Below are 21,066 nucleotides of genomic sequence, written 5' to 3' on the forward strand. Positions count from 1 at the left end.
TCAATTATTTTACATGTCGTTTTCTACGATCCTTGTAAATAATTACCACTAGAAGTGTCAAAATAAGGACACTAGCTACTAACAACAAAGCCGTCTTACTATAGCCATGAAATAACGCTTCGCCTCCACAAGCATAAAGAATCGAGGAAGGAATCACGCCAATCACGATTGATAAAATGATGTCACGAATTTGTAGATTTAACGTCATCGCTGCAAAGTTGATAACGGAAGAAGGGATCACAGGAACCATGTACCCCACCATTACGCCAATTTTGGGATGTTTCATATTGCGGATCGCTGTTACCCAGCGATTGGATTTTTTTGAATGATCAAACAGCTTTAAATGTTGCATTAAAAAAATCGATAACATATTCCCAAAAGCATTACCAGAGACATTGATTAAAGTTCCTAGCAACGGACCATAGCTTAAACCTACCAATACACCGATGACAGAAGTAGGGATACCTGGAACAGCACACATCACGCTGATCAGTAATATCAAAAAGAGCGCTGTCCGAAAGCCATGTGATCGAATCTGATCCAGTAATGCTTGTCGACTGGTCTTGGGATCCAAAAACATTTGGATATCCGTCTGATACTCCAAATATAAACGATAACCAATAAATAGAATCAAAAGGAGTCCAATAATGATTAAGAAAACACGTAGTTTTTTTGTTTTCATTTTTCCACCTGCCTAAAATAATCCATCTTCTATTAGAGTATCACAAAAATAACTATGAGTCTTTTTTATTCATTTTACGCTTTTTATCACATTGGTAATTATTCAGAAGTATGAGAAAAAGAGTCTGAGGAATCACTTTAAAAACGGGTAAACGGTATTCAAAGAGCTGACCTTAGGCGATAAGTCAAAAAATCTCAAAACATGGGCAGCTGTTTCAAAAAATTCTTTCTTATTGTCATTGGAGCTACCCGATACTCTCACAACCTCATTTCCACGGTATTCCAAATTCTATCAGAAAATAAGCCGTAGAACACCAAAAATAGGGGATGCTATTTTTGGATTCTCCGGCTTATTTCTCAGAGCTAGACACTTCTGTCACAGCCTCTTCTGTTCATTTATTTTCCTTTTTTATGTGTTCAAAAAAGTCTTTTTTTATCGTTAATCTGGCAAAAAAAATAACCAAAAGGATTCCTAAGATAATTAGATAGGGTATAAATGTAAGTGTTATTTCTTCTAATCCAAAATGATCGAATATTTTTTTTAATAAATAATCACTCAAAAAAACGAGAAAAAGCACACGAAACGTTCCCCAACCTTTATCATTTGGCAGCATCTCAACCATACCGACAACAACAATAGGTACTCTAAAATAAATTTCATTGAGAGTAAATGAGTGATGCCCTTTCAAAATGAATTCTACACTTCCTATTAAAATAAACAATACAAGAAATACACCTATTATATATCTGGAATCGAACTTTTTCATCATTACACCTTACTTACATTGTTTTATATTCTGTTCCAATAAAAACAGTCTGCGAATCATTCCACATTTCCCGAACGTATAATCCAAACCAACCGTTCCCATTTGTATGTAATGCTGCTCTCCAGTTCTTAATCTATCATGATATCTGGCGGGCTATGAGTTGGCAATATGCTTAAAAATAAACGATAATGGTCTTTCTCGGCTTCAATTACAATGATAACATACGCAAAAAGAACGAAATAATAGCTATTTAAGACTTCGAGTCCGTTAAAACAACCTCTCATCCCTACCTCACTATCATCCCACTCCTAAAACGAGCTTTTTCTTTCAGAAAATCTTTAATGTTGGAATAAAAAATAACACCTAATCATTAGCTGATTAAGTACTATTACCAAATATCTAAGTACAAAATATCTAATGCGTGTCTACCGTCTTCTGAAAGATTATAGTTCTCATCAAAGGATTGAAGGATATGAAAATCTTCAATTTTATCGTAAATCTGCACAACTTCATCATCCGTATAATTACGATCTTGAATAATAACGTTCAATTTAGTTTTCAAAAACTGGATAACTGCAGGGCTTAGCATTTTATAAAGTTCCATCTTTTACTCCTTATTTCTTTTTTAGAGACATTGGATAGACTGTCATCCTTCAAATATTATCAATCACATAAATTATAGAGCCATAATAAAAAAGCATTGAAACCCTATCGTATCAAGGGTCTCAATGCCAACTAATTTCGAAAAATTATTTAACAGTTTTTATTTTTCCATTTTTTGACTAATTCTAGTTAATTCTGATTGCTTTAATATCAACGTTTATAAAGTTTTTCAGTTACTAATATTTTCTATATTTTTCTAAAAAGTATGGTCAAAGTATGGTCATTTTTCATTACGTTTGACACATTTTATTTATCAAGTATAATGATAGTTGAAAGTGAATTTAAACAAATATACACCATAAACACAACGTACCTGCGAATACGTTGTGTTTTTTCTTTTTCAAAAAAAGATGCTTACCGCTGCGAAACAGTAAGCGCCATGTCGGCTCTAATGTTTATCTAGCCAATGACTAAATAATGCCAACGTTAAACCAATTAACAATGGCAAGAGCACGTGCTCTAAAGTGAATTCAAACAAATTATACACCTCCTTCCACAAAAATCTCTGTGGAAGCGACGAGCCGACATTTTATTATAGCATTATTGAATTTTATTTTTTACAACTTTTTATACAATAATCTATGAATTTTCACAACCAAGTTATTTGCAAATAATCTAAAAAAGCTACTCTTTCGAGTAGCCTTGAACGGATGTCATCATCTTGGGGGGGTTCAGAAAAAATTCATTTTTTATAGATTGTGTAAAATGATGACACTGTCATTTTACCACGATTGAAATTATTGTTTCATTACTTTTTTGACGTACAGATAAAAATAAAAAATACCACCCGAAGGTTGGGGGTATGGTGGTATGAGTTGGTTTACGGGAGTGTTGTAGTATTTGTATGTAAAAAATTAAATTTATCTCTTGTCAAGTATTTTGTATTTACCAATCAAAATTATTTTGATAGACTATATATACAACAATATATATTAAATGATATCTAACTATATATTTTTTTAGATATATAAATAGATATTTATGTATGTATTATATTTCGCACGCAATATATATAGGAGGGGGAATCTCATGGCTACTACTATGGTAAATACAGAATTAAAGTTTAATTCTTCTAAAGAGTGTAGCGAATTTTTAAATAATATTTATTCTAAAAAAAACAAAACCTTCAAATCCTAATATAGCTAGAACTCTAGCTGGAATGAAAAAAATTAAAACTATGAATATTGATGGAAAAAAATATAACATCTAAAAATTGGTGATAAAATGTTATTAGAAGATGAAGTTATCTTTAAAAAAATTTCTAATATTACACCACAAGAAAAAGCCTTGGTCAAGGCTTTTTCTTGTGGAAAAGATCATATTGACTCCTATCTAAAAAATGAAGCATTAGAAGAAATAAAATATGGTATTTCAAAAACTTTTCTAATGTTTATAAAACAGAAAAATAATCCTCTCTTCCTACTTGGATTTTTTTCTCTAACTACAGATAGAGTTCAAATAATTAGAACTTCTAAGTTAACTAATGCGTTAAAAATTTGGGGTAATCCTATTATGCCACAATCTATACCAGCAATTAGGATTCATTATTTTGCTATTCATAAAGACAAACAACGTAAAAAAATTAGGTAGTGAAATGATGTTCTATACATTCCAATATATAAAAAATTTTATTTTACCACATATTGGAGCTTGTTTAATTACTTTACAAAGCGAAAAAGACGTTGTTAAATTTTATGAAGAAATCGGTTTTTGTAAAACTGGTCAAACAAGAGATAAAAACATTAGCATGGCTGTTTTAACAAATGAGTTTTTTATAGAATAATTTATTTAGGCTTTCAATTCTTGAAAGTCTTTTTATGTACCCTGTAGGACTCGAACCTACGACCGACGTTTTCCACCGTCTGCTCTGACCAATATAATTAACATATATATAAAAGACTGTAGACAGATTCAAAATTTAGGGAGCTGTCTACAGTCTGAAAATTTTAATATTTTGATTCTGGCCTCTTTGTTTTATCATTTTGGTTAAAGGATATTAGTAAAAGATAAAATATTGTTCTGACCGATGAAACAATCGAAAAAACGAACATAAAAAAACCAAAGTTGCACCGTAAAATTGGCGAAATCAGGATGCGGCTTCATTTTAACTACTGATTGTAAAAATATAGTTAAAATTAACAGAATAAAATTACTAATTAATGTTTCTACACTATATCTAAATATAGTTTTATCTCCTCTCCCTTTCTGAAATTCTGGACAAATTTAAGAAACAAAAATATCATTTTTATCGCATTAAATCAATATTTTCTTTTTTTAAATAATCTAAGATAGATAAAGAATGACCCAAATTTGTGGTAATTTTTGTGGTAAAAAATTGCAAAAAAACATCCTTCACAACCAAGTTATTTGCAAATAATTCTAAAAAAGCTACTCTTTCGAGTAGCCCTAGATAGAAAAGCGTAGTAAAACACAGGAGATCTTGTGAGGTTGATCGTGGATTACTACAAAAATTATTTTGTGCTACATAATTTTAAACTAAATAATGCGAACACAACACAGAATATTTAGTAGCACAATATAATTATAATCTATGAAACTAAGCTTTTTTATTCAATTTTGTTATAGCTGATATAAAAAATAACCACCCGAAGGTGGATAATTATTAAACTCTTATTTTGCAAGTTAATGCTATTTAAATTCTTCTTTGTCTTCAAAAATTTTTAGTAATCCTGAATTCATTTCTATAAAATTCGATATTTTATATTCCCAACCTTCAATAAACCCCATTTTTAATTTAATAGTAGTAATTGATATTGTTTCAAAGATACCTAATTTATCATTAATTACCAAAGGAAAATAAATACTAAGTAAAAGTTGATTTAAATCTTCTAATGATAATACTAGTTTTAGCATTGCTAATAAACCAAAGAGGCTACCTTTTTTTATTTCATTCAACACACTATTATCATAATATTTTTTGAAATTTTTTTCTTTAAGTGCTCCAATTTTTTTGGAATATAAAACTTCTTCATGAGCACATATATTTCTATAAAAGTTAACAGCTTTAATTATTTGCTTCAAAGCACCAACTGATACGTCATTTTTTGTATTATATTCTCTTTTAAATTTTACACTAAAATCTCTAGCAATTTTTTCTTGTAAATCATTTGTTAAAGAATTAAAAAGATATGATGTTTCGCCAAAAGTTAAATTATTAATTAGTACCCATATTGGTATATGTGAATGATTTTCTAAATAATGTTTTATTGAATTACTGTATTTTTTCTTTTTTTCTCTCTGAATTATTTTAGATAAATTAGCTATATTTATTAATACATTATCCAAAGAACTAGGTTCTTTTGTATAGCAATTTGCGTTTAAATACGCATTCTTTTCGGGAAATTTTTCTGCAAATCTATATGCAATAATAGTTTTTAAATTAGTTTCAAACATCAATAAATATTTAAATATATGGTTTCTAAAGTCTCTATCTAAAGAATACAAACGATAAATTTCATTAAAATTTGTATTTTCAATAAATTTTTCAGAACTACCATAGCTTTTATCTAAAAAGATATCTTTGTATCCATTAATAACATTATAGTAATTTTCTCTCAAAAGAATAGACTTAGTTACCTCTTTGTCGGAAACAACCAGTCCTCTACTTATCAAAATATCAATCTGATTATCTAATGTTTTAAACGGTTTGCTAATCATATTACCACCTATACAAAAAACGCCATAACCGCATTCTGACGATCATGGCTTAATCTTCTAGAAAAATTATAACAACAAACTAATCCGCATGCAACAAAAAATTATTTTTTATAATTTATTCTAGAATAAAACGTTAATTTTAAAGTTTATGTACCCTGCAGGACTCGAACCTACGACCGGACGGTTATGAGCCGTCTGCTCTGACCAACTGAGCTAAGGGTACAAGGTATCATGCAAATCTGGTAGAGGGCACGAAAGAGAATAGAAAATAACATTCTACCAGATTTGTATGATCAGATATTAAAGAAAAATAGAGTTGTTATAGAGACTCATTCGCTTGTATATGAGAGAATAATTTAATAATTGAAATCTCTATAACAATAATTATGTTACTCCTAACTTACCTGTAATGAATATTTTCTTTTATTATTTTTTAGWAAAAATTAATAATACATTTTATAATGTTAAATAGATATCCTTAATCCGAACATCGTTAACCGCACCTTCACCATTTGCTTGATTACAACGGCGGAAAATGACATCGATTTTCGTGCCTTTTTTCACCCAGCTTAAATCCACAGTAACGTCCATTCCTAAGGCATCGCCACCTTTATAATTATAGGATTTCTTCACATCAGGTCGTTTGATTCCTTGTGAAGCCACACGAGTAATTTCTTCATTTGTGCCATGTTTCATGATCAAGATATAAGCAAATTTACCGATTGCACCTTCTGGTTTATCTGGCACTAGCCAACCAGCAATCCGGACTTTTCCTTTGCTTGCTCCATTGAATTTATCCAATTTCGCCCATGCGTTACCTTGATGAACAGCTTTACTTGCTGCTACTGCTTTATCGTGATCAGATGGTGTTTGGGGATTTGGTTGCTGTACTTGGATAGATTCTACTTTCACTTGATTACTTGAGGGTTGACACTTACCAGATGTGGCATAGGCTTTCCAAGTATTTTGATCACCATAAAAGATATTTTGATCATATGGTATCGAAGTATATTGCCACATTGCCGCATTAGTCCAGTGTTTAATTTTAGGGAAGTTTGATTGATAAGCTGCTACCCACAATCCATAATCTGCTTTAACAATCGTTGAGAAATCTTCTTCAAATAAAACAGAAAGCGGACGTATAAACTAACGCTTTGATACCTGTTTTTTTGTTGGATACGATCTAACATTTGTTTTAAAATGCCTGTTCCTTGACGTCCATACATTTCATAGTCTAAAACTAGAATTCCTTTGCCAATGTAACCTTGAGCATTTTTGAATAAAGAAATCTGTTTGTGTTTGCCAGTCTGAACCATCAATAAAATGATACACACCAAAAGGTTTACCAGATTTGATAGCTTGTTGAACAAACGGATCACAATAACGATCCACAAAGTTACAACCTTCTGTTGCTTTAAACATATAAGCATCTGCTGGATAGTCCTTAATATTTTTGKAACCATTGTTATTGGATAAATCTACTACCTTTAATGTCATTTTTCATCGTTCTCCTTCATTGTATTTTTGTTTCTTTATAAAGTTGATTTTCCATTAGCCGGCAAATCATAAAAACCACCCGCAGACATTCCTGCCAGTATTCCTGCCCAGGCATAAGTGGCTATTTCTCCATGAATGATCGTCAGTGCATAGCTAATACCAATAATCAATCCAAAAAGAACATTCAAAAACGGCAACCATTTATTATTGATTGCCGTTTGTTTAATCATTTGTGTTACACCTACAACGATTGCGCCAATAATCGATGTCGCAAGTAAGATATTATCCATCTTTTTCTTCCTCCTTCAATGGATAATGGGGTAAGGTTAAAATTTTACTGTATAGCGCTTCGCCTGTTCCATTTCCACCAAGCGCTCGATACCCTTTCCATATATATTCCAGATTTTCTAAATCATCTACTGAGATCCATCCTTGTTCTAAAAAATAGATACATTGTTGATAGATTTTATCGTGTAATAACGCTAGGTTTGCGGATTCTAAGTTCCGAAACCTTCTTTCTGTTTGTTCTCGTTGTGCTTTCAATTGTTTGAACACTCTTACAAACAAAGAAATCACTCCGCCAGAGCCTAGCGCAACGAACAAACTATTAATTTCTAAAAAACGATCAAGCATGTTATTTCGTTGTTCCTCCTTTATATAAAAATAACCACATGTAAAATTACATGTGATTCTACCCTAATTGTACTGTTACAGTAGATAACCCTGTAGTCGCATATCGCCAATTTAACACTAAACCGTCTGCTGAAAAAGTAAATGGAGTTGCTCCATTTGCACGATTTAACACTCTTAGTTCTCCATCGGTTATTTTTTCACTTGCTTTAAATAGCTGTTCGCTTAAGACCAAATTTGAGCCTCCACCATTTATCGCTTTTAATTGTAATTGATAAATAGCGACACCTTTATTATTAGTTTTAACCGTAACTTGAACAGGGGGATTATATACTGCATTTTGATCGGAAAAGTCATACTGTAAAGAATCAAATAATTCCTTTAACGTAATTTTCGTTGTTGTTTCAACCTCTCCATTTGCTGAAACGACTTTAGACCATACACCAGTTGTTCGATGACTTCTAATTTGCGCCATCAATTGTGTACGCGTCATAAACTCCAAACCAAAAAATTGAATATTTTCTGTTCCAGTATTTTGAATCGTAACACTATGCATTCCCTTTCTTGGAATCACTAAAACTGGTTCTGATTCACTAGAAACTTGCCCTAATTCTGTGATAAAAGCCCCATAATAAGTTTGATAATAGATATTATAAAAGTTTCCATTTCTAGGAGTTGTATAAGTCACGCTATTATCAAAAGTTAAACTACTTTGTTTAGAACCGAATTGAGTGGAAGTCGATGTGCTTTGTCCTAAAACGCCAAAATCCAAACTCATTTTCAAAATGGCTGTATTACTTTTTCCTAAATAAGAATTAGGATAGGAAACTACATTATCTTCTAAGGTTTCAAATGTATAAATAACTTTTCCACCAGGTGAAATAATCAAAGCTACCCCTTTTCCACTAGTTGTTTCATCTGGCGTTGGATAAGAAGTATCATATGCATAGTTAGCTCCTGAAACTACAGTCAATCCATCAATATCTCGCACAGAGAGAACACCATTCGATAACTGATTCACTTCTAATTTTCCATAACTTAAGATAAAATTAGCTACTTTAGCTCCTAAAAAAGAATACCCCTTCGTATTGAAATGGATATTATCTGAATAGTAATTAGCAGGTAAATTTGATGTCTCGATTCCTAAGTCAAGATATGGCACATCGCATTCATCACATAATTTTACAATTGCTTTTCTGAAAGTATGTAGCCCTAGATTGACTGTTGTGCGTTGTTTTGGCGGTAACATAACCATCACTCCAGCACCCCATTCGTTTTCACGTTGTATAAGTTTCCGATAGGTATTTTGAAATGCTTTCATACCACCGTAGGTAGCATCATTAGTTCCTAAACAAAAAATCGTGATATCTGCATTAGCACTGGTTGTCCATCTTTTTTGATAGGCTTCTGCTGTTTCTCCAGGAATTGCTCTTACTTCGATTGTAACCAGACCAGGAAAAATTTCATCCATAATTGTTTGAAGCTTTTCCGGATAGGTCACTCCTGCCCTTGTACTATTTTGATTCGGTTGATCAGGCAATGCAGGACGTTTGTCTGCACTTGTTTGATCCAAACCATATGTCAAGCTGTCCCCTGCCACCACAATCTTGATCGCTTCTTTTTTGCTTCTAAGTTTTTGAAATGCAACAGACAAAAGATAACTTTGGTCACGTACAAAAGCCAAATTCTTAAAATCAGCATCTAATCGCTCACTCAAGACTGCTTGTGCGACTCCGTTTGCATCCGTTCGTGAATCAATTATCTCAGAATCTTCTGTTAATTGCCCGATACTAGTGTTGACTCTCTTTTCTAGTTCCTTCTGCGAAGCAGAAGTTTCATAAGATAATTTCTCTGCAAAATTAGATTGAATATTCGTGATTTCAATTGCTCGTGCCATGGATTCTCTTGTATCCAATCCTTTTTGTTTCGTACGAATGAAATCGGCGTACTTAGCTACCGTCGAATTAACTTGATTTTTATCATATTCAGGATTTGTCGGTGTAACCGCTGTGGGATCTCTATACTCTGCCATTACCACTACCTCCATTTATTGTGTTTTCTAACGCTGTAATTCGTTGATTATACTCATGAATAATACTTGTAAATGTATTGAATTCATTTTCCATCGCTGAAAAATTATTAAATATATCAGCGAAACTTTTTTGCAAAACATTCATCTCTGCACGAATATCTTCAGTAAAAACTGCTACATTCTTATTTATTGCGACAATATTTGTCTGCTGCTGCTCAACTCCAGACGCCATTGTCGTTACTGATGACTTGGCCGAAGAAATATCAGCATTATACTGTTCCTGTGTCTTCAACTTGTTCCCAAAAGTTAACGTCGATTTTTCTATCTCATTTAACTTCAACTGCATACCAACAATTCGAATATTTTCATCAAGTCCTAACCATTTATTCTTAACCACATGCCAATTTCCTACTTCAAATTGATCAACAGCTAAACCAATCGGGAATAAATCTACTGCTGAAATTTGAAACTGATTTGTAGATACCTTCTGTGAAGCTAACCATTGCTTTGCTTTAGCTAACAAGATATCCGGTTCATGAACATCATCCCAAACAACCGAACCTGCAATAGATCCAAAACGAGCTCGCTTCTGCTCATCGATTAAATAGTCACGTCCATTATTAACTTTCTCAATGGTTATTCGAGGCATAGAAACATCAGAAGTTTCACCCTCGGGTGCTTCAATTCTTGCACCTCGAGGTTTTAGAATTGTAATAATTTCATTTGGATCCATCGTTCTTGAAACAGACAACATATTTTTCTTCAATTCGATAGTTTGTGAACCATTCATTCCTGAACTGTTTAACCAATCAATGAAATTAACTCCTTCTCCTCGTCTGATTCGTATTTCACCACCAAAAGTCTCTAAACATTTTTCTTTTATCGTTTCATAGGTAGTTGCTGTATCATCAATAAACTTATAAACATTATCTGTCGAATTCGTCACTTCTACTGTTCCCACTAAAAACTGCTTATGTTCTTCTACTTGTTTATTATGCTCTTGAATAATATGCGTAAAAAATTGTTTGGGCGTGATATTTTGGGCTTTGTAATAACTTTGAATACTATCATTCAAATATCCTTTTTCAGATTCACAAGTGATTTCTTTAAAAAGTGTTCCGTCTTCTGAAAAACTCTCTTTTGGTAAAACCACTCTTCCAGAAAACACGATTTTATCTGTTTGAATATTCTTAACTGTTATTCGAGTAGTCAATGCATCAATAGAACTATAACCAGGAAACGTCGGCAACATCTGAAAAGTAAATTTATCTACTTCTAAGGACAAACCAAAATCAATCGTTGGATCAATTAGTTTTACTGCATTAGCGTAAGGTGAATGGATCACGATTTCCCCATCATTCGTATAAATCGTCACTAAATACATCTTTAGATAATCTCCTTTCTGAAATCAATTGTCAACGTTCCTGTTCCTGTCACATAAAGTATATTCTCGCCATTTTTCAAAACTAAGGCATCTGAAGTACCAGTTCCTGAATAGATTTTGAACGTCTGTCCATCTTTTTGGATGGTAAAAATTCCACGCGCAGTCACTGTGGGAGTGACAACACCAATCCCAGCATTCACATATTTCAACACACGAAATCCGTCAATCGTATAAGAGGTTGTTTGTGCAAAGCCATCTTCCAAATCAAATTCATCCCAGTTATCATTGGATTCTAAAGATTCACTGATTCGAAAAGGATAGCATTGAAATTTTACAGTTAAAGTACCGAAACGAACAGCTTCTTCAAAAGTAGGCGCTTCTTGAACCTCTGCCAAGTAATAATAATCTAGCATCACATCATCGATTAGTTTTGTTTTCGTTGTTGGTTGCATCAGCCAATTAACAACTTTTGTCCATAAACGATATAACGCTTCTTTCGTCATTTCTTCACGATCAATGATCAAAAAGGGAAAAGTAATCGTTCTTTCCGAATAGTTTTGATCGCCATAAACTTCAGAAAAATCATAAACCAAATTAGAATGGGGAAGATCAACGAGTATTTTTTCTTTTTCAGGAAGCTCGAACTCTTTTTCGTCCAAAACATCTAAACCAAAATCGGTGCTATGTTTACCGTTAAATGTAATGCCATACTTATAGCGGTTATTGCCATCGCGCATCGTTTACCATCCCCCTTTCTGCAAAAATGGTTCTTTCTGCGACTGTCGCAGCATTATAAGGCGTTAGTCGACGATTGACTTGATTTGGATCAACTACCGCTTGGACATTCAGTGGGCGGGCATTTAATACTCTAGCCAAAGCTTTCAAATCTATACCTTCATTTTGATGATAGGTATTATTAATAATTTGATTTCCTGAATGTGCAAGACCAATTCGTCCAGTTGCAAGGGCTGTTTCTGGTTGAATTGGTTTCATCAGTCCATCATAAATCCTAGCCATTGCCTTATCAACTGATTGCGAACCTCTAGTAATACCTACGGCAATTCCTTCAGGAATATAGCGACCGACATTATCACGGAATAAACGAGAAGGCGAATGAATCTTCGCTTTTGCTCTTGCAGCTCGTTCCGCTTGTGCTACTAATGCATTAGCAGCTGCAGTAACTGACCCTAGCGCAGAACGCATACCTTGCGCTAACCCCGCACCGATCATATATCCTACTGCTCTCATTGACCCAGCTCCCGATCGCGCAAGATTTACAGCGCTATTCACAAGTTGACTAGAAGCACTCCGAACTTGACTATTTCCACTGCGAATTCCCGTAGCCATATTATTACTTGTCATTTTTCCAACATTTAAAGCGGTTCTCGCCATTTTCATGCCATCACTGGCTACTCTTTGATTAATTTGAGCAAATACTTTCGTAATTTGATTGCCCATACTTGTAAATGTTTTTGAAATTTGAGAAACCATTGTTCTCATAATTGACGAAACCCTTGAAGACATCGTTGAAAAAGCCATAGCCAAAACATTAGTTGTTGTCGCCATTGTTCTGATTTGATTACTAACATTAGAAGTCATGCTTGTAATGTTAGTTCCTGTATTGGTTGCTGCGGAACTCACTCTATTCAACGCCGCTGACATCATAGCTGCGGAACTAGTCAATAATCTAAACGAGTTACCTGCGTTATTCACTGCTGCCGAAATACTCATGACCCTAGCATTGAATAAAGCAATCGCACCTTGTACAGCACTCAATGCCGAATTAATTGACAATATTTTCGTGCTAAAAGCATTAAACGAAACACTAACCGACATAAGTGTAGGAGGAATCGTCATTAGTTGGGTTCTAAAAGCTGATATATAGATATTTGCCCCTGATAAACCCGATAAGCCAGTAACCGCCCCTGAAGCAAAACTAGCAAAGCTACTAGAAACTTGTATCATTTGCGCTGGTAATGCATTGATACTATTCGAGAATTGCGTGATTACATTAGGAAGTGTCTGCAAAGTAATATTCGCAGCCTGTCCGGCATTTGCAATCATCGTCAATCCCATTCCTGCTTGTTGCATTCCTGGTCCCGCTGTTGCGATTCCTGAACCAGCAATAGCTGCCAAACCAGTTGCAGTTGCCGCCAATGTAGCTGCCAAATCACCAAGTTTTAAATCAACAAGTATTTTAATTCCTTGCGCCATTTGTTTAACGCCTTTTCCGGCATTCAAAGCAGAGTTCCCAATTGAATCAAAAATACCAGAAATCCCACTAAGAATATTATGAACAGCATTACAAAAGCTATCTATAACGCCAGAAGCTCCATCAAAAACACTTTTGATAACTCCGCCAAATTTTTCAATAACTCCTCCAATATTATCTAAAATACTTGATATTTGTGTACCTAACTCTTTAATCAAATTGGTTATAGAGTCGATTATCGGTCTAATTTCAGTAATTAGAGTTTGGAACGCTTGAACGATTTGAGAAATAACTGGTGCTACAGCCTCAACCATTGCTTGTATAGCCGGAGCAAATGGCGCTAATGCTTGTACTATTCGGACGATTGCATCCGCTACTACTTGACCAAGACGAACAAATGCATCAGCTATAATTTGAATAATTGGAGTGATTGCTGTTGCTATTTGTGAGATAGCTGTTCCTAAAGCAGATATGATTGGAGGCAAAGTACTTAAAATTTTTGCAATAGCATTTCCAAGAGCATCAATAGCTGGAGCAGTTGCACCTATAGCAATTCCTACAGCTTCTATTGCGGGTGCCATCGCACCAATCGCAATGCCAACAGCAACTACTAAAGGAGACAAATTACTGAGTGCCATCGTTACCTGGGGTAGTACACTAGCAACTTTCACAAAAGCCTCGGCAAGAGCATTAATAACAGTCGTAGCAACTAAAGATACAGCTTGAACAAATGAACCGATAAGTGTCGAAGCAACCAGCGAAAACCCTTGAGATAAAGCAGAAATAATCATCGACACACCTTCACTTTGAGTAGCTAGTAATGCCAACGAAGCGTTAATAATGCCGATACCAGCTCCAATAGCTACAGCAGCTATCCCAACAGAAGAACCAAGTGCTAAAATATTAGCAGGACCAGCTAATTTCATTGCCGCACCTATCCCTTTAAAAGTAGCTGCTAATCCAGCACCTATGCCTTTTGCAGCAGTTGCTACTCCAGTAAGAGCTGTTTTTATACCTGTTCCTATACCTGTTGCACTTGCTTTAATGGCGTTTCCAGAAGACTTTATTACATTAGAGAGACCAGTGAAAACATTAGTCATCGTACTCTTTGAACGGCTAACACCTTTTACAGCTCCGTTCATTCCTTGTTCAACGTTCTTTTTGAACAAGTTAAACGGATTGAAAGATTTTATAAAATCTAATCCTTTCATCCCTGTTTTTACTGCTGAAAAACCTACTAAAGTTCCAATTAAAACATTTGTAAATCCACTTATGATACTTGGATCTAGCTTAGCTATAAATTTGGCTATACCATCTACAGCCTTAGCAATTACATCGACCACTTTACCGACAACTGTTCCCAACGTCGACCAGATAGAAGCGTCGCCGACAGAATCTGTGACTTCTCGAAATGCTGCGCTAATACTTTCAATCGCGTTTTTTACACTTTGCAACGCTCCGGTGTCCGCAAATGAATTCATGAATTTTTTCACAATATTTGCACAGGCTGTGATCACGTTGACTAAACTACTAAAAACCTTGCTTGCCGTCGTGATCCACGCACTCATGCCTCCAGATACGTTTGAAAAAGCTGAGCCAATTGAACTTATTGCACTTTTTACGCTTTTGACAGAAGTTTCGACTGTTTTAGTCAAGTCTTTAGTAAAAAAAGCTTTGAAAGCTTTACTGAAATCTTCTATCATGGCGTCCTTGTCACCAAAAGCGTTGTTGATAGCTCCTTTTACCCTGTCGAGATTTTGAGAAATAGAGCCTAACCCCGTATTAGTTGCTGCCTTGTCGATAGCTTCAATAACATTCGCCATATTTTTTACTACGGCGTTTCGAACATTTTGAAAACTTGTGGCAATCCCACCAGAAGAAGCTTTTGCCATCTCTGCAAATCCACCAACGCCATTGTTCATTTCAATCATCTTGTCTGCAAATTGTTGAGCAGTAATTTTTCCAGCAGACAAGTCGCTTTTGAATTGAGCAACTCCATTAGAACCATATCCAAAAGCTTCAGCCATTTTATTCATAATCCCTGGTGCAGCTTCAGCAATAGAATTAAATTCCTCACCTTGAATCTTCCCAGTACCAAGAGATTGATTGAACTGTCGTAAGGCATTGCTAGATTCTTCACTAGAAGCACCAAATCCAATCATGGCATTATTGAATGCTAAAGCTAAATCCGTTCCTTTTTCTAGACTGCCAGTCGTAATAGTTAGCTGTTGAGTACTAGAAACAATGTCATCTAACGTTGTAGGCAAACCTTCAATTCCGTCAGATAATTTTTTTATAGATTTACTAGAATCCTCCGCGCTATACCCAAAAGTCTTCATTACTCGAGGGAATTTTTGCATAGTATCAAAGCGACTAATAGCACCATCAAGTGAATTCTTTACAGTATTAAAAGCCGCAGAGGCTACTTTCACTAGCCCCATAGATACCGCTAAATTTTTGATGGTAGCGCTAGCACTCCTACTTTTTCCTTCGAGTTGATCGAGATTTTTATTCAAGACTTTTACACCTTTACCATTAACTTCAACATCAATCTCAACTCTTCCATCACTCATCGTCCTCACCTCCCTCTGCATCTGACAATGCATATTTCTTCTGAAGCTCTTTCATTCGAGCTTTTTCTTCTGTTGATTCGCCTTTGCTCGGTTTCCAAGTACGAATTTGAATAATTTTTGCCAAGACAGTATCATCTGGTAAACTTTCAAGTAATGCTTGAAATTCTTCCCATGATAATTTCCCTTGTTCTTCGAATAGATTAATTCCTATCTGCCTAAACGAAGCATAGATATACTTGGCATCCTGAACTAAATCGATTAATTTCGTGTGTTTTGTCGGCTTTTTTGGTAGCGGATTGCCTAATCGATCGGTTTCTATCTCATCTTCTTCCGTGTTAATATAAGTACTAAAAATAGAATGAAAGAATAAAAACTGTTGTTCGATTGTCCCTTGAAATTGTTCTTCAAAGTCATCGACCAACAGTTCTAAGCTCATATTTATTTTTTCTTCAGGGAATAAACTTTCATCAGCTAATATGTCGAAAACATCTAAAACATTATCAAAAGCTAAATCAATCGAATATTCTTTGCCTTCAAATTCAATCGAGGTGACTAACGGATCGTTTAACCGCATCTAATCACCTATTTCTTTTTCTTGTTTTTTAATGCTTTCTTTTTCAATAAATCATTTTTCCGTTTTATAACCTCATTTTGTCGCTTAGTCGCTTCTCTTTCTATTTCTTCAGCAACCTCAAATTCTAGAGTATCGAATAAGCTATCTAGCTGGCTAATGTATGGATACTTGCTATATATCTTGTCAAATGAACCATCACCTAGTAATGCATCATATTTTGCTTTCAATACTTCCTTCAGCAAATTAATCTGTAATAATCCATATTCTTTAGTAGAATTATCAATATTTTTAAGCTCTTCTTGCTGCTTTGAAAGCTCCTTCTGTTTTACTTCTAATTCATCTTGGACGTCGAAAAAGCGTAATAATTCTTCAACTTCTGTCCCAAAGAAAAATTCTAATTCACCAATTTTGATTGGAAAACCACTTCGTTCTAATTGAAATTCCACATTGAACACTTCCTTATTTTCTTATTTTAATGAACATGTACAGTTACTTCCCTATCGCCAACGACAACCCCATCTATTGATGGGGTTAGCCTTTTGGGGTAGTTTTTGGTAACGTATCAAAGGTAATTTTGCAACTAAATTCTTCGTATTCCGTTGCATCACCAGCACCTGCGACAATATCCGTTAATGTAGCTCGTCCCACAACTGTGTCACCGTTAGTTTGGACGACCTTATGCCAAATTTTTCGTTCATCGCCGATTTTATATTTTTTAGATGCTATCAACGCTTGTGCTTTGTCTTCTGGATCATAGAACCCTTCCGGACTATACGCTCCTGAAACAGAAGTTACAGTTGTTTCGGGGGTGCCGTCTCCGTCATAAAACCCTGTATCGTCTGTTTCTTCGTCAGTGTCATCACCAATTGAACTAATAAATTTAGCTAATGGTAACCACTTTTCTCCTTCTTCTGGTGCTGTTTCTTCTCCTGGTGTATACTCCGCAATATAATGTTCCCTTAATGCATTTTTCTTGCGACCAAAATATTGTAAATTCATTTTAATCATGTTGCTGTTCCTCCTTAAAAGTCGTTAGTTTCACTTGAAAATCCAATAAAAAAACGAACCAACCTTGTTCATCCGCTTCATTGATGAATGGTTTGCTCGTTATAGTTAATCGACTGAATTCAAAAGATTCATTCAAGCTATGAATGTCTTCAATTTGCTCTAAATAGTCTGAAATAAGCCATAATACTTGCTCAATCTTCGAACCGTCTTGTGACTTCATGGCAATTTCATAGTTTAGTTGTTCATCCTTTATCCCATCGTAGTATTCTTTCAATACCTGACCCCCTGGTAATGGATAAACAACTAAACTTTCATTTCCTGACAGATAGCCTTTTCTTAATGGAATCGGCAAGTCTGAAATAGTATTGATTTTATCTTTTACTCGATCAATAAAATCCATTATTTAATACCTGCTCCTCTCAAAAAAGCTTTCTTCCAATTAGCACCGTGAATGGAATTTGCTTTTAAGTCCCATCGTTTACCTGTTCCTGGTGTGGAATACTTTCTAAATACTACTTTTCCATTTGTTCCATAATATTGTGCTTTTGCGTACGGTGTTTGATAAATAATTTTCGAGTGATCGCCGTTAAGATGAGCACTCCCTCTCAATGCGCCTCCCCCAGATCTTTTTGGTACATAGCGATTCATATCAGCCATTGCTTGATTACCTAAAGCATATCTCCCGCGCTTCATAGCTTCTGGACTTATTTTTTTTCGAATACCTCCAATATCTACCTTTACTCCCACTTAGACCACCTCTAATTCATACGAATAAATAGTTTTTGAATAAGCATCTATAACCGTATCAACCTTAGTAATGACATGTTCTTTACCATCATAAATCACTAGTGATTGCTCTTTAAAAGTAGGTAGCGGCGTTGTTAGTCCTTCATAACAAAAAATCACTGCGTTATAGAGTAACTGTTTGCCGCTTGACGAAAAAGTATACTGACTTCCTCGGTCAATGCGACAATTTTCTATAGTTGCATAATCTCCATAAATCGGCTTGTTATAATCCCCTTCTCCTAAATATTCTCGATAGATAAAAGAATCAACTAGAAACTTCTTTGGTGGCTTTAGCATTAACATAATTGTACACCTCGATATAAAAGTCCTGTGCTCTCTAAATAAATGTAGACGTCTTCTGCGACAAGTAATTTATTCCCAGAAGCCCCACTTCCTTTTAAAGAACTACTACGGTTGCCGTTCGTAATGCTTGTTCTACCAGCAGAAAAACTTTGTGGCGTATTGTTAATACTTTCGTAAGTATCTCCGCCAACTTCATCGAAATAAATGATTTGAGCACAGAGCGCTAACTTGAATTGGTGAACACGAAAAGCAATTGGATCACTTTTTATATCATTGAAACGATAAAAATGGTTGGTTATATTATCTAGAACAGCAGAAGCTTTCGCTAGATTAGAAGCAAAAATCGTTTTGTAATCATCCGTTTTTCCTGTTAATTCTTTAAATTCCTCGAATTCGATATAAGCACTCATACAGATTCACCTTCTAGCAACTTGATTAGATCACTTTTTCGATCGGTGGATTTGTAAGAAATCATTCGGTCATCTAATAATGACTTTAATTCAGGAATAGTTTTACTTTTTAAAGAAACGGATGATTTATTCCCGATGATTATTTCTGGCGCAACTGTATAGCCGCACATCTCATCTTTAGAACCTCGGTACATTTTTACTTGTCGATAACTTATCGTAACTGAAGTAGAATCATTCCCCTTAACACCTGGGGTCACACTTAAAGAGACGGTATCTTCGGGTAAAATAATCTCTCCCTTTGATATACCTGAACTGCTCGACGCTATTTCATTAGATGGCGCCGTTAACCTTCCAGAACTTTTTTGAACTTTTAGCTCTGTAGTTACCGCCATAGAACTATTATTTTGATATTCTGCACTAGCAGAAATTTTATCTCCAGGCTTCAAGTTCAATTCTTTTAGTGTCCTAGTGAATGCTGTATTAGGTGGTGACCATCCCGAATAGGTAACTTCTTGCCACTCACTGCTATTATTTGGATAATAGTTTCTTGTATATTCGACAACATTATCTTTTTTAGAGACATCAATTGGCACATCACCTAAGAAATAGACTCTACCTGACGCGTCAATATCAGGCTGTACACGATAAATCGTTTCATTTGAATAATCTTGTATTGCTAAATAATCTTCTTGAGAAATATCTAATACATAATAATCACCGGTACGTTCTTCGCCATTAATCATCAAATTTCGGCTTTCCTTAATTGGGAGCGTTGTAAAACTAGGGATATTTGTCTTTTCCGTTCCTTCTTTATAAGCGACTTGATAGGTTCCTTCAGGAAAAAAGGTTGATGGAGCTAATCCATCGATTGTCAGCGGACTAGCTCCTTCTGCAATTTTTTCGTTTCCTTTGTAAATAACAAAAACTTGCGACATTACTATCTCTCCTAACTAAGTTGAAAAGTGGCGCTCGTTGCCGTCACATCCACCCCATCTATTGATGGGGTTAATCTTTTGGGGCATACGATAGATAGATTGCTTTTTTTGCATTATCAAACACGATAGCATCGTAATAATCTAAGCCTTTGATTGTATCTCGATAACCACTTCTGTCTTGAGAAGCAGGGACAGTATCTACTGTTCCATATTTAATGATTGGGGCTACTGCTGTTAAAGGAGTAACAATAAAGTTAATGTTTTCAGTAATAGTTAATCCCCCGATACGATTTTTCGCTACTTTCAAAATAGGAACTCCACCATCAATTTGTGCTACTGTTCGATCAATTCCCGCAATAGACATTTGATTAGTAGTGAATGATTTTGTAACACCTTTAGCATTTTTCAATAGGCGATAAGTAGCGGCTGAAACAAACATCACATAGCCACCAGGCACTTCGTTATCAGTCATATATTCTTCTGCTGCGTCATATGCTGATAAAATATTATCTTCAGTTAAAGTTTCATTCTCTTTATTTCCTGCATTATCATATAAAGCCTGAATAGCTACCTTATCTCGATGTGGAACTGTAATTAGACGTTTATGCTCAGTTACAATATTATTAATCGTCAATGCCGAGCTTTCTGATTGGTCAAGTTGATCTACATCATAAGCAAACCAATCTTCATGTGTTAATTTAATCGTTTCTTTTTCGATATTAATTTTATTACGTGCATTATCGCCATTACGGTTATATTTTGAAGCTTCAACAAAGCCGGACATTTTATTAACCCGTACTTCATTTACACCGACAAAATCAGCAGCCGTAATGCTTTTTGCCCCTTGGGTTAAAACATCCCATACTTGGGAATCAGCTCTAAAATCTTTGTCAATAGTTGCTAAATCTTTCGAATCTAATACTAAAGCCATAT

General features: G+C 34.8%; 21 protein-coding genes, 1 tRNA gene and 1 pseudogene. 2 read left to right on the forward strand and 21 right to left on the reverse strand.

Annotated elements, in window-relative coordinates:
• Positions 1-4: 4 nt before the first annotated feature.
• From EHR_RS02285 to EHR_RS02295, 3 genes are all read right to left on the reverse strand, one after another.
• Complete coding sequence (locus tag EHR_RS02285; RefSeq protein ID WP_010720092.1) at positions 5-682, reverse strand: TVP38/TMEM64 family protein; 678 nt, start codon at positions 680-682, stop codon at positions 5-7.
• A gap of 391 nt (positions 683-1,073) precedes the next feature.
• Positions 1,074-1,448, reverse strand: a complete 375-nt coding sequence (locus EHR_RS02290) for a hypothetical protein (protein ID WP_010738462.1) — start codon at positions 1,446-1,448, stop codon at positions 1,074-1,076.
• A gap of 388 nt (positions 1,449-1,836) precedes the next feature.
• The gene (locus tag EHR_RS02295; protein ID WP_010738464.1) at positions 1,837-2,052 is read right to left on the reverse strand and encodes a hypothetical protein; all 216 of its coding nucleotides are present in this window, start codon (positions 2,050-2,052) and stop codon (positions 1,837-1,839) included.
• 1,283 nt (positions 2,053-3,335) lie between these two features.
• Between EHR_RS02295 and EHR_RS02305 the strand changes: the two genes are divergently transcribed.
• Positions 3,336-3,701 (forward strand): hypothetical protein, encoded by a 366-nt coding sequence (locus tag EHR_RS02305; protein ID WP_010738466.1) that lies wholly within the window; start codon positions 3,336-3,338, stop codon positions 3,699-3,701.
• A 7-nt stretch (positions 3,702-3,708) separates the two neighbouring features.
• A complete protein-coding gene (locus EHR_RS14380; RefSeq protein ID WP_014834282.1) occupies positions 3,709-3,894 on the forward strand; it encodes a hypothetical protein in 186 nt (61 codons plus the stop codon).
• 866 nt (positions 3,895-4,760) lie between these two features.
• Here the strand turns inward: EHR_RS14380 and EHR_RS02310 are convergent.
• The 18 genes and pseudogenes from EHR_RS02310 to EHR_RS02395 form a co-directional block, all read right to left on the reverse strand.
• Complete coding sequence (locus tag EHR_RS02310; RefSeq protein WP_014834283.1) at positions 4,761-5,789, reverse strand: Abi family protein; 1,029 nt, start codon at positions 5,787-5,789, stop codon at positions 4,761-4,763.
• A gap of 149 nt (positions 5,790-5,938) precedes the next feature.
• Positions 5,939-6,012: transfer RNA gene (locus EHR_RS02315), tRNA-Ile, on the reverse strand.
• A gap of 233 nt (positions 6,013-6,245) precedes the next feature.
• A pseudogene (locus tag EHR_RS02320) lies at positions 6,246-7,286 on the reverse strand (GH25 family lysozyme).
• 35 nt (positions 7,287-7,321) lie between these two features.
• Positions 7,322-7,576, reverse strand: a complete 255-nt coding sequence (locus EHR_RS02325) for a holin (RefSeq protein WP_014834286.1) — start codon at positions 7,574-7,576, stop codon at positions 7,322-7,324.
• Positions 7,569-7,919: a hypothetical protein gene (locus tag EHR_RS02330; RefSeq protein WP_014834287.1), complete on the reverse strand. Its 351-nt coding sequence runs from the start codon at positions 7,917-7,919 to the stop codon at positions 7,569-7,571. Before EHR_RS02330 ends, EHR_RS02325 begins: the two co-directional genes overlap by 8 nt.
• Positions 7,920-7,977: 58 nt before the next feature.
• Positions 7,978-9,948: an SGNH/GDSL hydrolase family protein gene (locus EHR_RS02335; protein WP_010738470.1), complete on the reverse strand. Its 1,971-nt coding sequence runs from the start codon at positions 9,946-9,948 to the stop codon at positions 7,978-7,980.
• On the reverse strand, positions 9,935-11,332 hold the full coding sequence (locus EHR_RS02340) for a phage tail protein (protein WP_010738471.1): 1,398 nt from the start codon (positions 11,330-11,332) through the stop codon (positions 9,935-9,937). Before EHR_RS02340 ends, EHR_RS02335 begins: the two co-directional genes overlap by 14 nt.
• A gap of 2 nt (positions 11,333-11,334) precedes the next feature.
• Positions 11,335-12,069: a phage tail domain-containing protein gene (locus EHR_RS02345; protein WP_010738472.1), complete on the reverse strand. Its 735-nt coding sequence runs from the start codon at positions 12,067-12,069 to the stop codon at positions 11,335-11,337.
• On the reverse strand, positions 12,053-16,117 hold the full coding sequence (locus EHR_RS02350; protein WP_010738473.1) for a tape measure protein: 4,065 nt from the start codon (positions 16,115-16,117) through the stop codon (positions 12,053-12,055). The genes EHR_RS02345 and EHR_RS02350 overlap by 17 nt, the downstream gene beginning before the upstream one ends.
• Positions 16,110-16,691 carry a Gp15 family bacteriophage protein gene (locus EHR_RS02355; RefSeq protein WP_010738474.1) on the reverse strand — a complete coding sequence of 194 codons (582 nt, stop codon included), beginning with the start codon at positions 16,689-16,691 and terminating at the stop codon, positions 16,110-16,112. The genes EHR_RS02350 and EHR_RS02355 overlap by 8 nt, the downstream gene beginning before the upstream one ends.
• A gap of 8 nt (positions 16,692-16,699) precedes the next feature.
• On the reverse strand, positions 16,700-17,137 hold the full coding sequence (locus tag EHR_RS02360; protein WP_010738475.1) for a hypothetical protein: 438 nt from the start codon (positions 17,135-17,137) through the stop codon (positions 16,700-16,702).
• A gap of 85 nt (positions 17,138-17,222) precedes the next feature.
• Positions 17,223-17,699 carry a phage tail tube protein gene (locus EHR_RS02365; RefSeq protein WP_010738476.1) on the reverse strand — a complete coding sequence of 159 codons (477 nt, stop codon included), beginning with the start codon at positions 17,697-17,699 and terminating at the stop codon, positions 17,223-17,225.
• The gene (locus tag EHR_RS02370; protein ID WP_010738477.1) at positions 17,692-18,099 is read right to left on the reverse strand and encodes a minor capsid protein; all 408 of its coding nucleotides are present in this window, start codon (positions 18,097-18,099) and stop codon (positions 17,692-17,694) included. Before EHR_RS02370 ends, EHR_RS02365 begins: the two co-directional genes overlap by 8 nt.
• Positions 18,099-18,446, reverse strand: a complete 348-nt coding sequence (locus EHR_RS02375) for a minor capsid protein (RefSeq protein WP_010738478.1) — start codon at positions 18,444-18,446, stop codon at positions 18,099-18,101. Before EHR_RS02375 ends, EHR_RS02370 begins: the two co-directional genes overlap by 1 nt.
• Entirely contained in the window at positions 18,447-18,788 is a 342-nt protein-coding gene (locus EHR_RS02380) for a putative minor capsid protein (RefSeq protein WP_010738479.1), read from the reverse strand. It abuts the gene before it with no gap.
• Complete coding sequence (locus tag EHR_RS02385) at positions 18,782-19,198, reverse strand: head-tail connector protein (protein WP_010738480.1); 417 nt, start codon at positions 19,196-19,198, stop codon at positions 18,782-18,784. The genes EHR_RS02380 and EHR_RS02385 overlap by 7 nt, the downstream gene beginning before the upstream one ends.
• Entirely contained in the window at positions 19,195-20,133 is a 939-nt protein-coding gene (locus EHR_RS02390; RefSeq protein WP_010738481.1) for a hypothetical protein, read from the reverse strand. Before EHR_RS02390 ends, EHR_RS02385 begins: the two co-directional genes overlap by 4 nt.
• Before the next feature lie 70 nt (positions 20,134-20,203).
• On the reverse strand, positions 20,204-21,064 hold the full coding sequence (locus EHR_RS02395) for a hypothetical protein (protein WP_010738482.1): 861 nt from the start codon (positions 21,062-21,064) through the stop codon (positions 20,204-20,206).
• Between the last annotated feature and the right edge of the window lie 2 nt (positions 21,065-21,066).

Source organism: Enterococcus hirae ATCC 9790 (genome assembly GCF_000271405.2).
Lineage (GTDB): Bacteria > Bacillota > Bacilli > Lactobacillales > Enterococcaceae > Enterococcus_B > Enterococcus_B hirae.

What these genes read in the sequence shown, in the direction of transcription:
- EHR_RS02395 (WP_010738482.1), bottom strand. Translation starts at nt 21,064, where the DNA reads ATGGCTTTAGTATTAGATTCGAAAGATTTAGCAACTATTGACAAAGAT.
- EHR_RS02355 (WP_010738474.1), bottom strand. Translation starts at nt 16,691, where the DNA reads ATGCGGTTAAACGATCCGTTAGTCACCTCGATTGAATTTGAAGGCAAA.
- EHR_RS02385 (WP_010738480.1), bottom strand. Translation starts at nt 19,198, where the DNA reads ATGAGTGCTTATATCGAATTCGAGGAATTTAAAGAATTAACAGGAAAA.
- EHR_RS02365 (WP_010738476.1), bottom strand. Translation starts at nt 17,699, where the DNA reads ATGATTAAAATGAATTTACAATATTTTGGTCGCAAGAAAAATGCATTA.
- EHR_RS02345 (WP_010738472.1), bottom strand. Translation starts at nt 12,069, where the DNA reads ATGCGCGATGGCAATAACCGCTATAAGTATGGCATTACATTTAACGGT.
- EHR_RS02290 (WP_010738462.1), bottom strand. Translation starts at nt 1,448, where the DNA reads ATGAAAAAGTTCGATTCCAGATATATAATAGGTGTATTTCTTGTATTG.
- EHR_RS02380 (WP_010738479.1), bottom strand. Translation starts at nt 18,788, where the DNA reads ATGTTAATGCTAAAGCCACCAAAGAAGTTTCTAGTTGATTCTTTTATC.
- EHR_RS02350 (WP_010738473.1), bottom strand. Translation starts at nt 16,117, where the DNA reads ATGAGTGATGGAAGAGTTGAGATTGATGTTGAAGTTAATGGTAAAGGT.
- EHR_RS02390 (WP_010738481.1), bottom strand. Translation starts at nt 20,133, where the DNA reads ATGTCGCAAGTTTTTGTTATTTACAAAGGAAACGAAAAAATTGCAGAA.
- EHR_RS14380 (WP_014834282.1), top strand. Translation starts at nt 3,709, where the DNA reads ATGTTCTATACATTCCAATATATAAAAAATTTTATTTTACCACATATT.
- EHR_RS02340 (WP_010738471.1), bottom strand. Translation starts at nt 11,332, where the DNA reads ATGTATTTAGTGACGATTTATACGAATGATGGGGAAATCGTGATCCAT.
- EHR_RS02330 (WP_014834287.1), bottom strand. Translation starts at nt 7,919, where the DNA reads ATGCTTGATCGTTTTTTAGAAATTAATAGTTTGTTCGTTGCGCTAGGC.
- EHR_RS02370 (WP_010738477.1), bottom strand. Translation starts at nt 18,099, where the DNA reads ATGGATTTTATTGATCGAGTAAAAGATAAAATCAATACTATTTCAGAC.
- EHR_RS02335 (WP_010738470.1), bottom strand. Translation starts at nt 9,948, where the DNA reads ATGGCAGAGTATAGAGATCCCACAGCGGTTACACCGACAAATCCTGAA.
- EHR_RS02310 (WP_014834283.1), bottom strand. Translation starts at nt 5,789, where the DNA reads ATGATTAGCAAACCGTTTAAAACATTAGATAATCAGATTGATATTTTG.
- EHR_RS02325 (WP_014834286.1), bottom strand. Translation starts at nt 7,576, where the DNA reads ATGGATAATATCTTACTTGCGACATCGATTATTGGCGCAATCGTTGTA.
- EHR_RS02305 (WP_010738466.1), top strand. Translation starts at nt 3,336, where the DNA reads ATGTTATTAGAAGATGAAGTTATCTTTAAAAAAATTTCTAATATTACA.
- EHR_RS02285 (WP_010720092.1), bottom strand. Translation starts at nt 682, where the DNA reads ATGAAAACAAAAAAACTACGTGTTTTCTTAATCATTATTGGACTCCTT.
- EHR_RS02295 (WP_010738464.1), bottom strand. Translation starts at nt 2,052, where the DNA reads ATGGAACTTTATAAAATGCTAAGCCCTGCAGTTATCCAGTTTTTGAAA.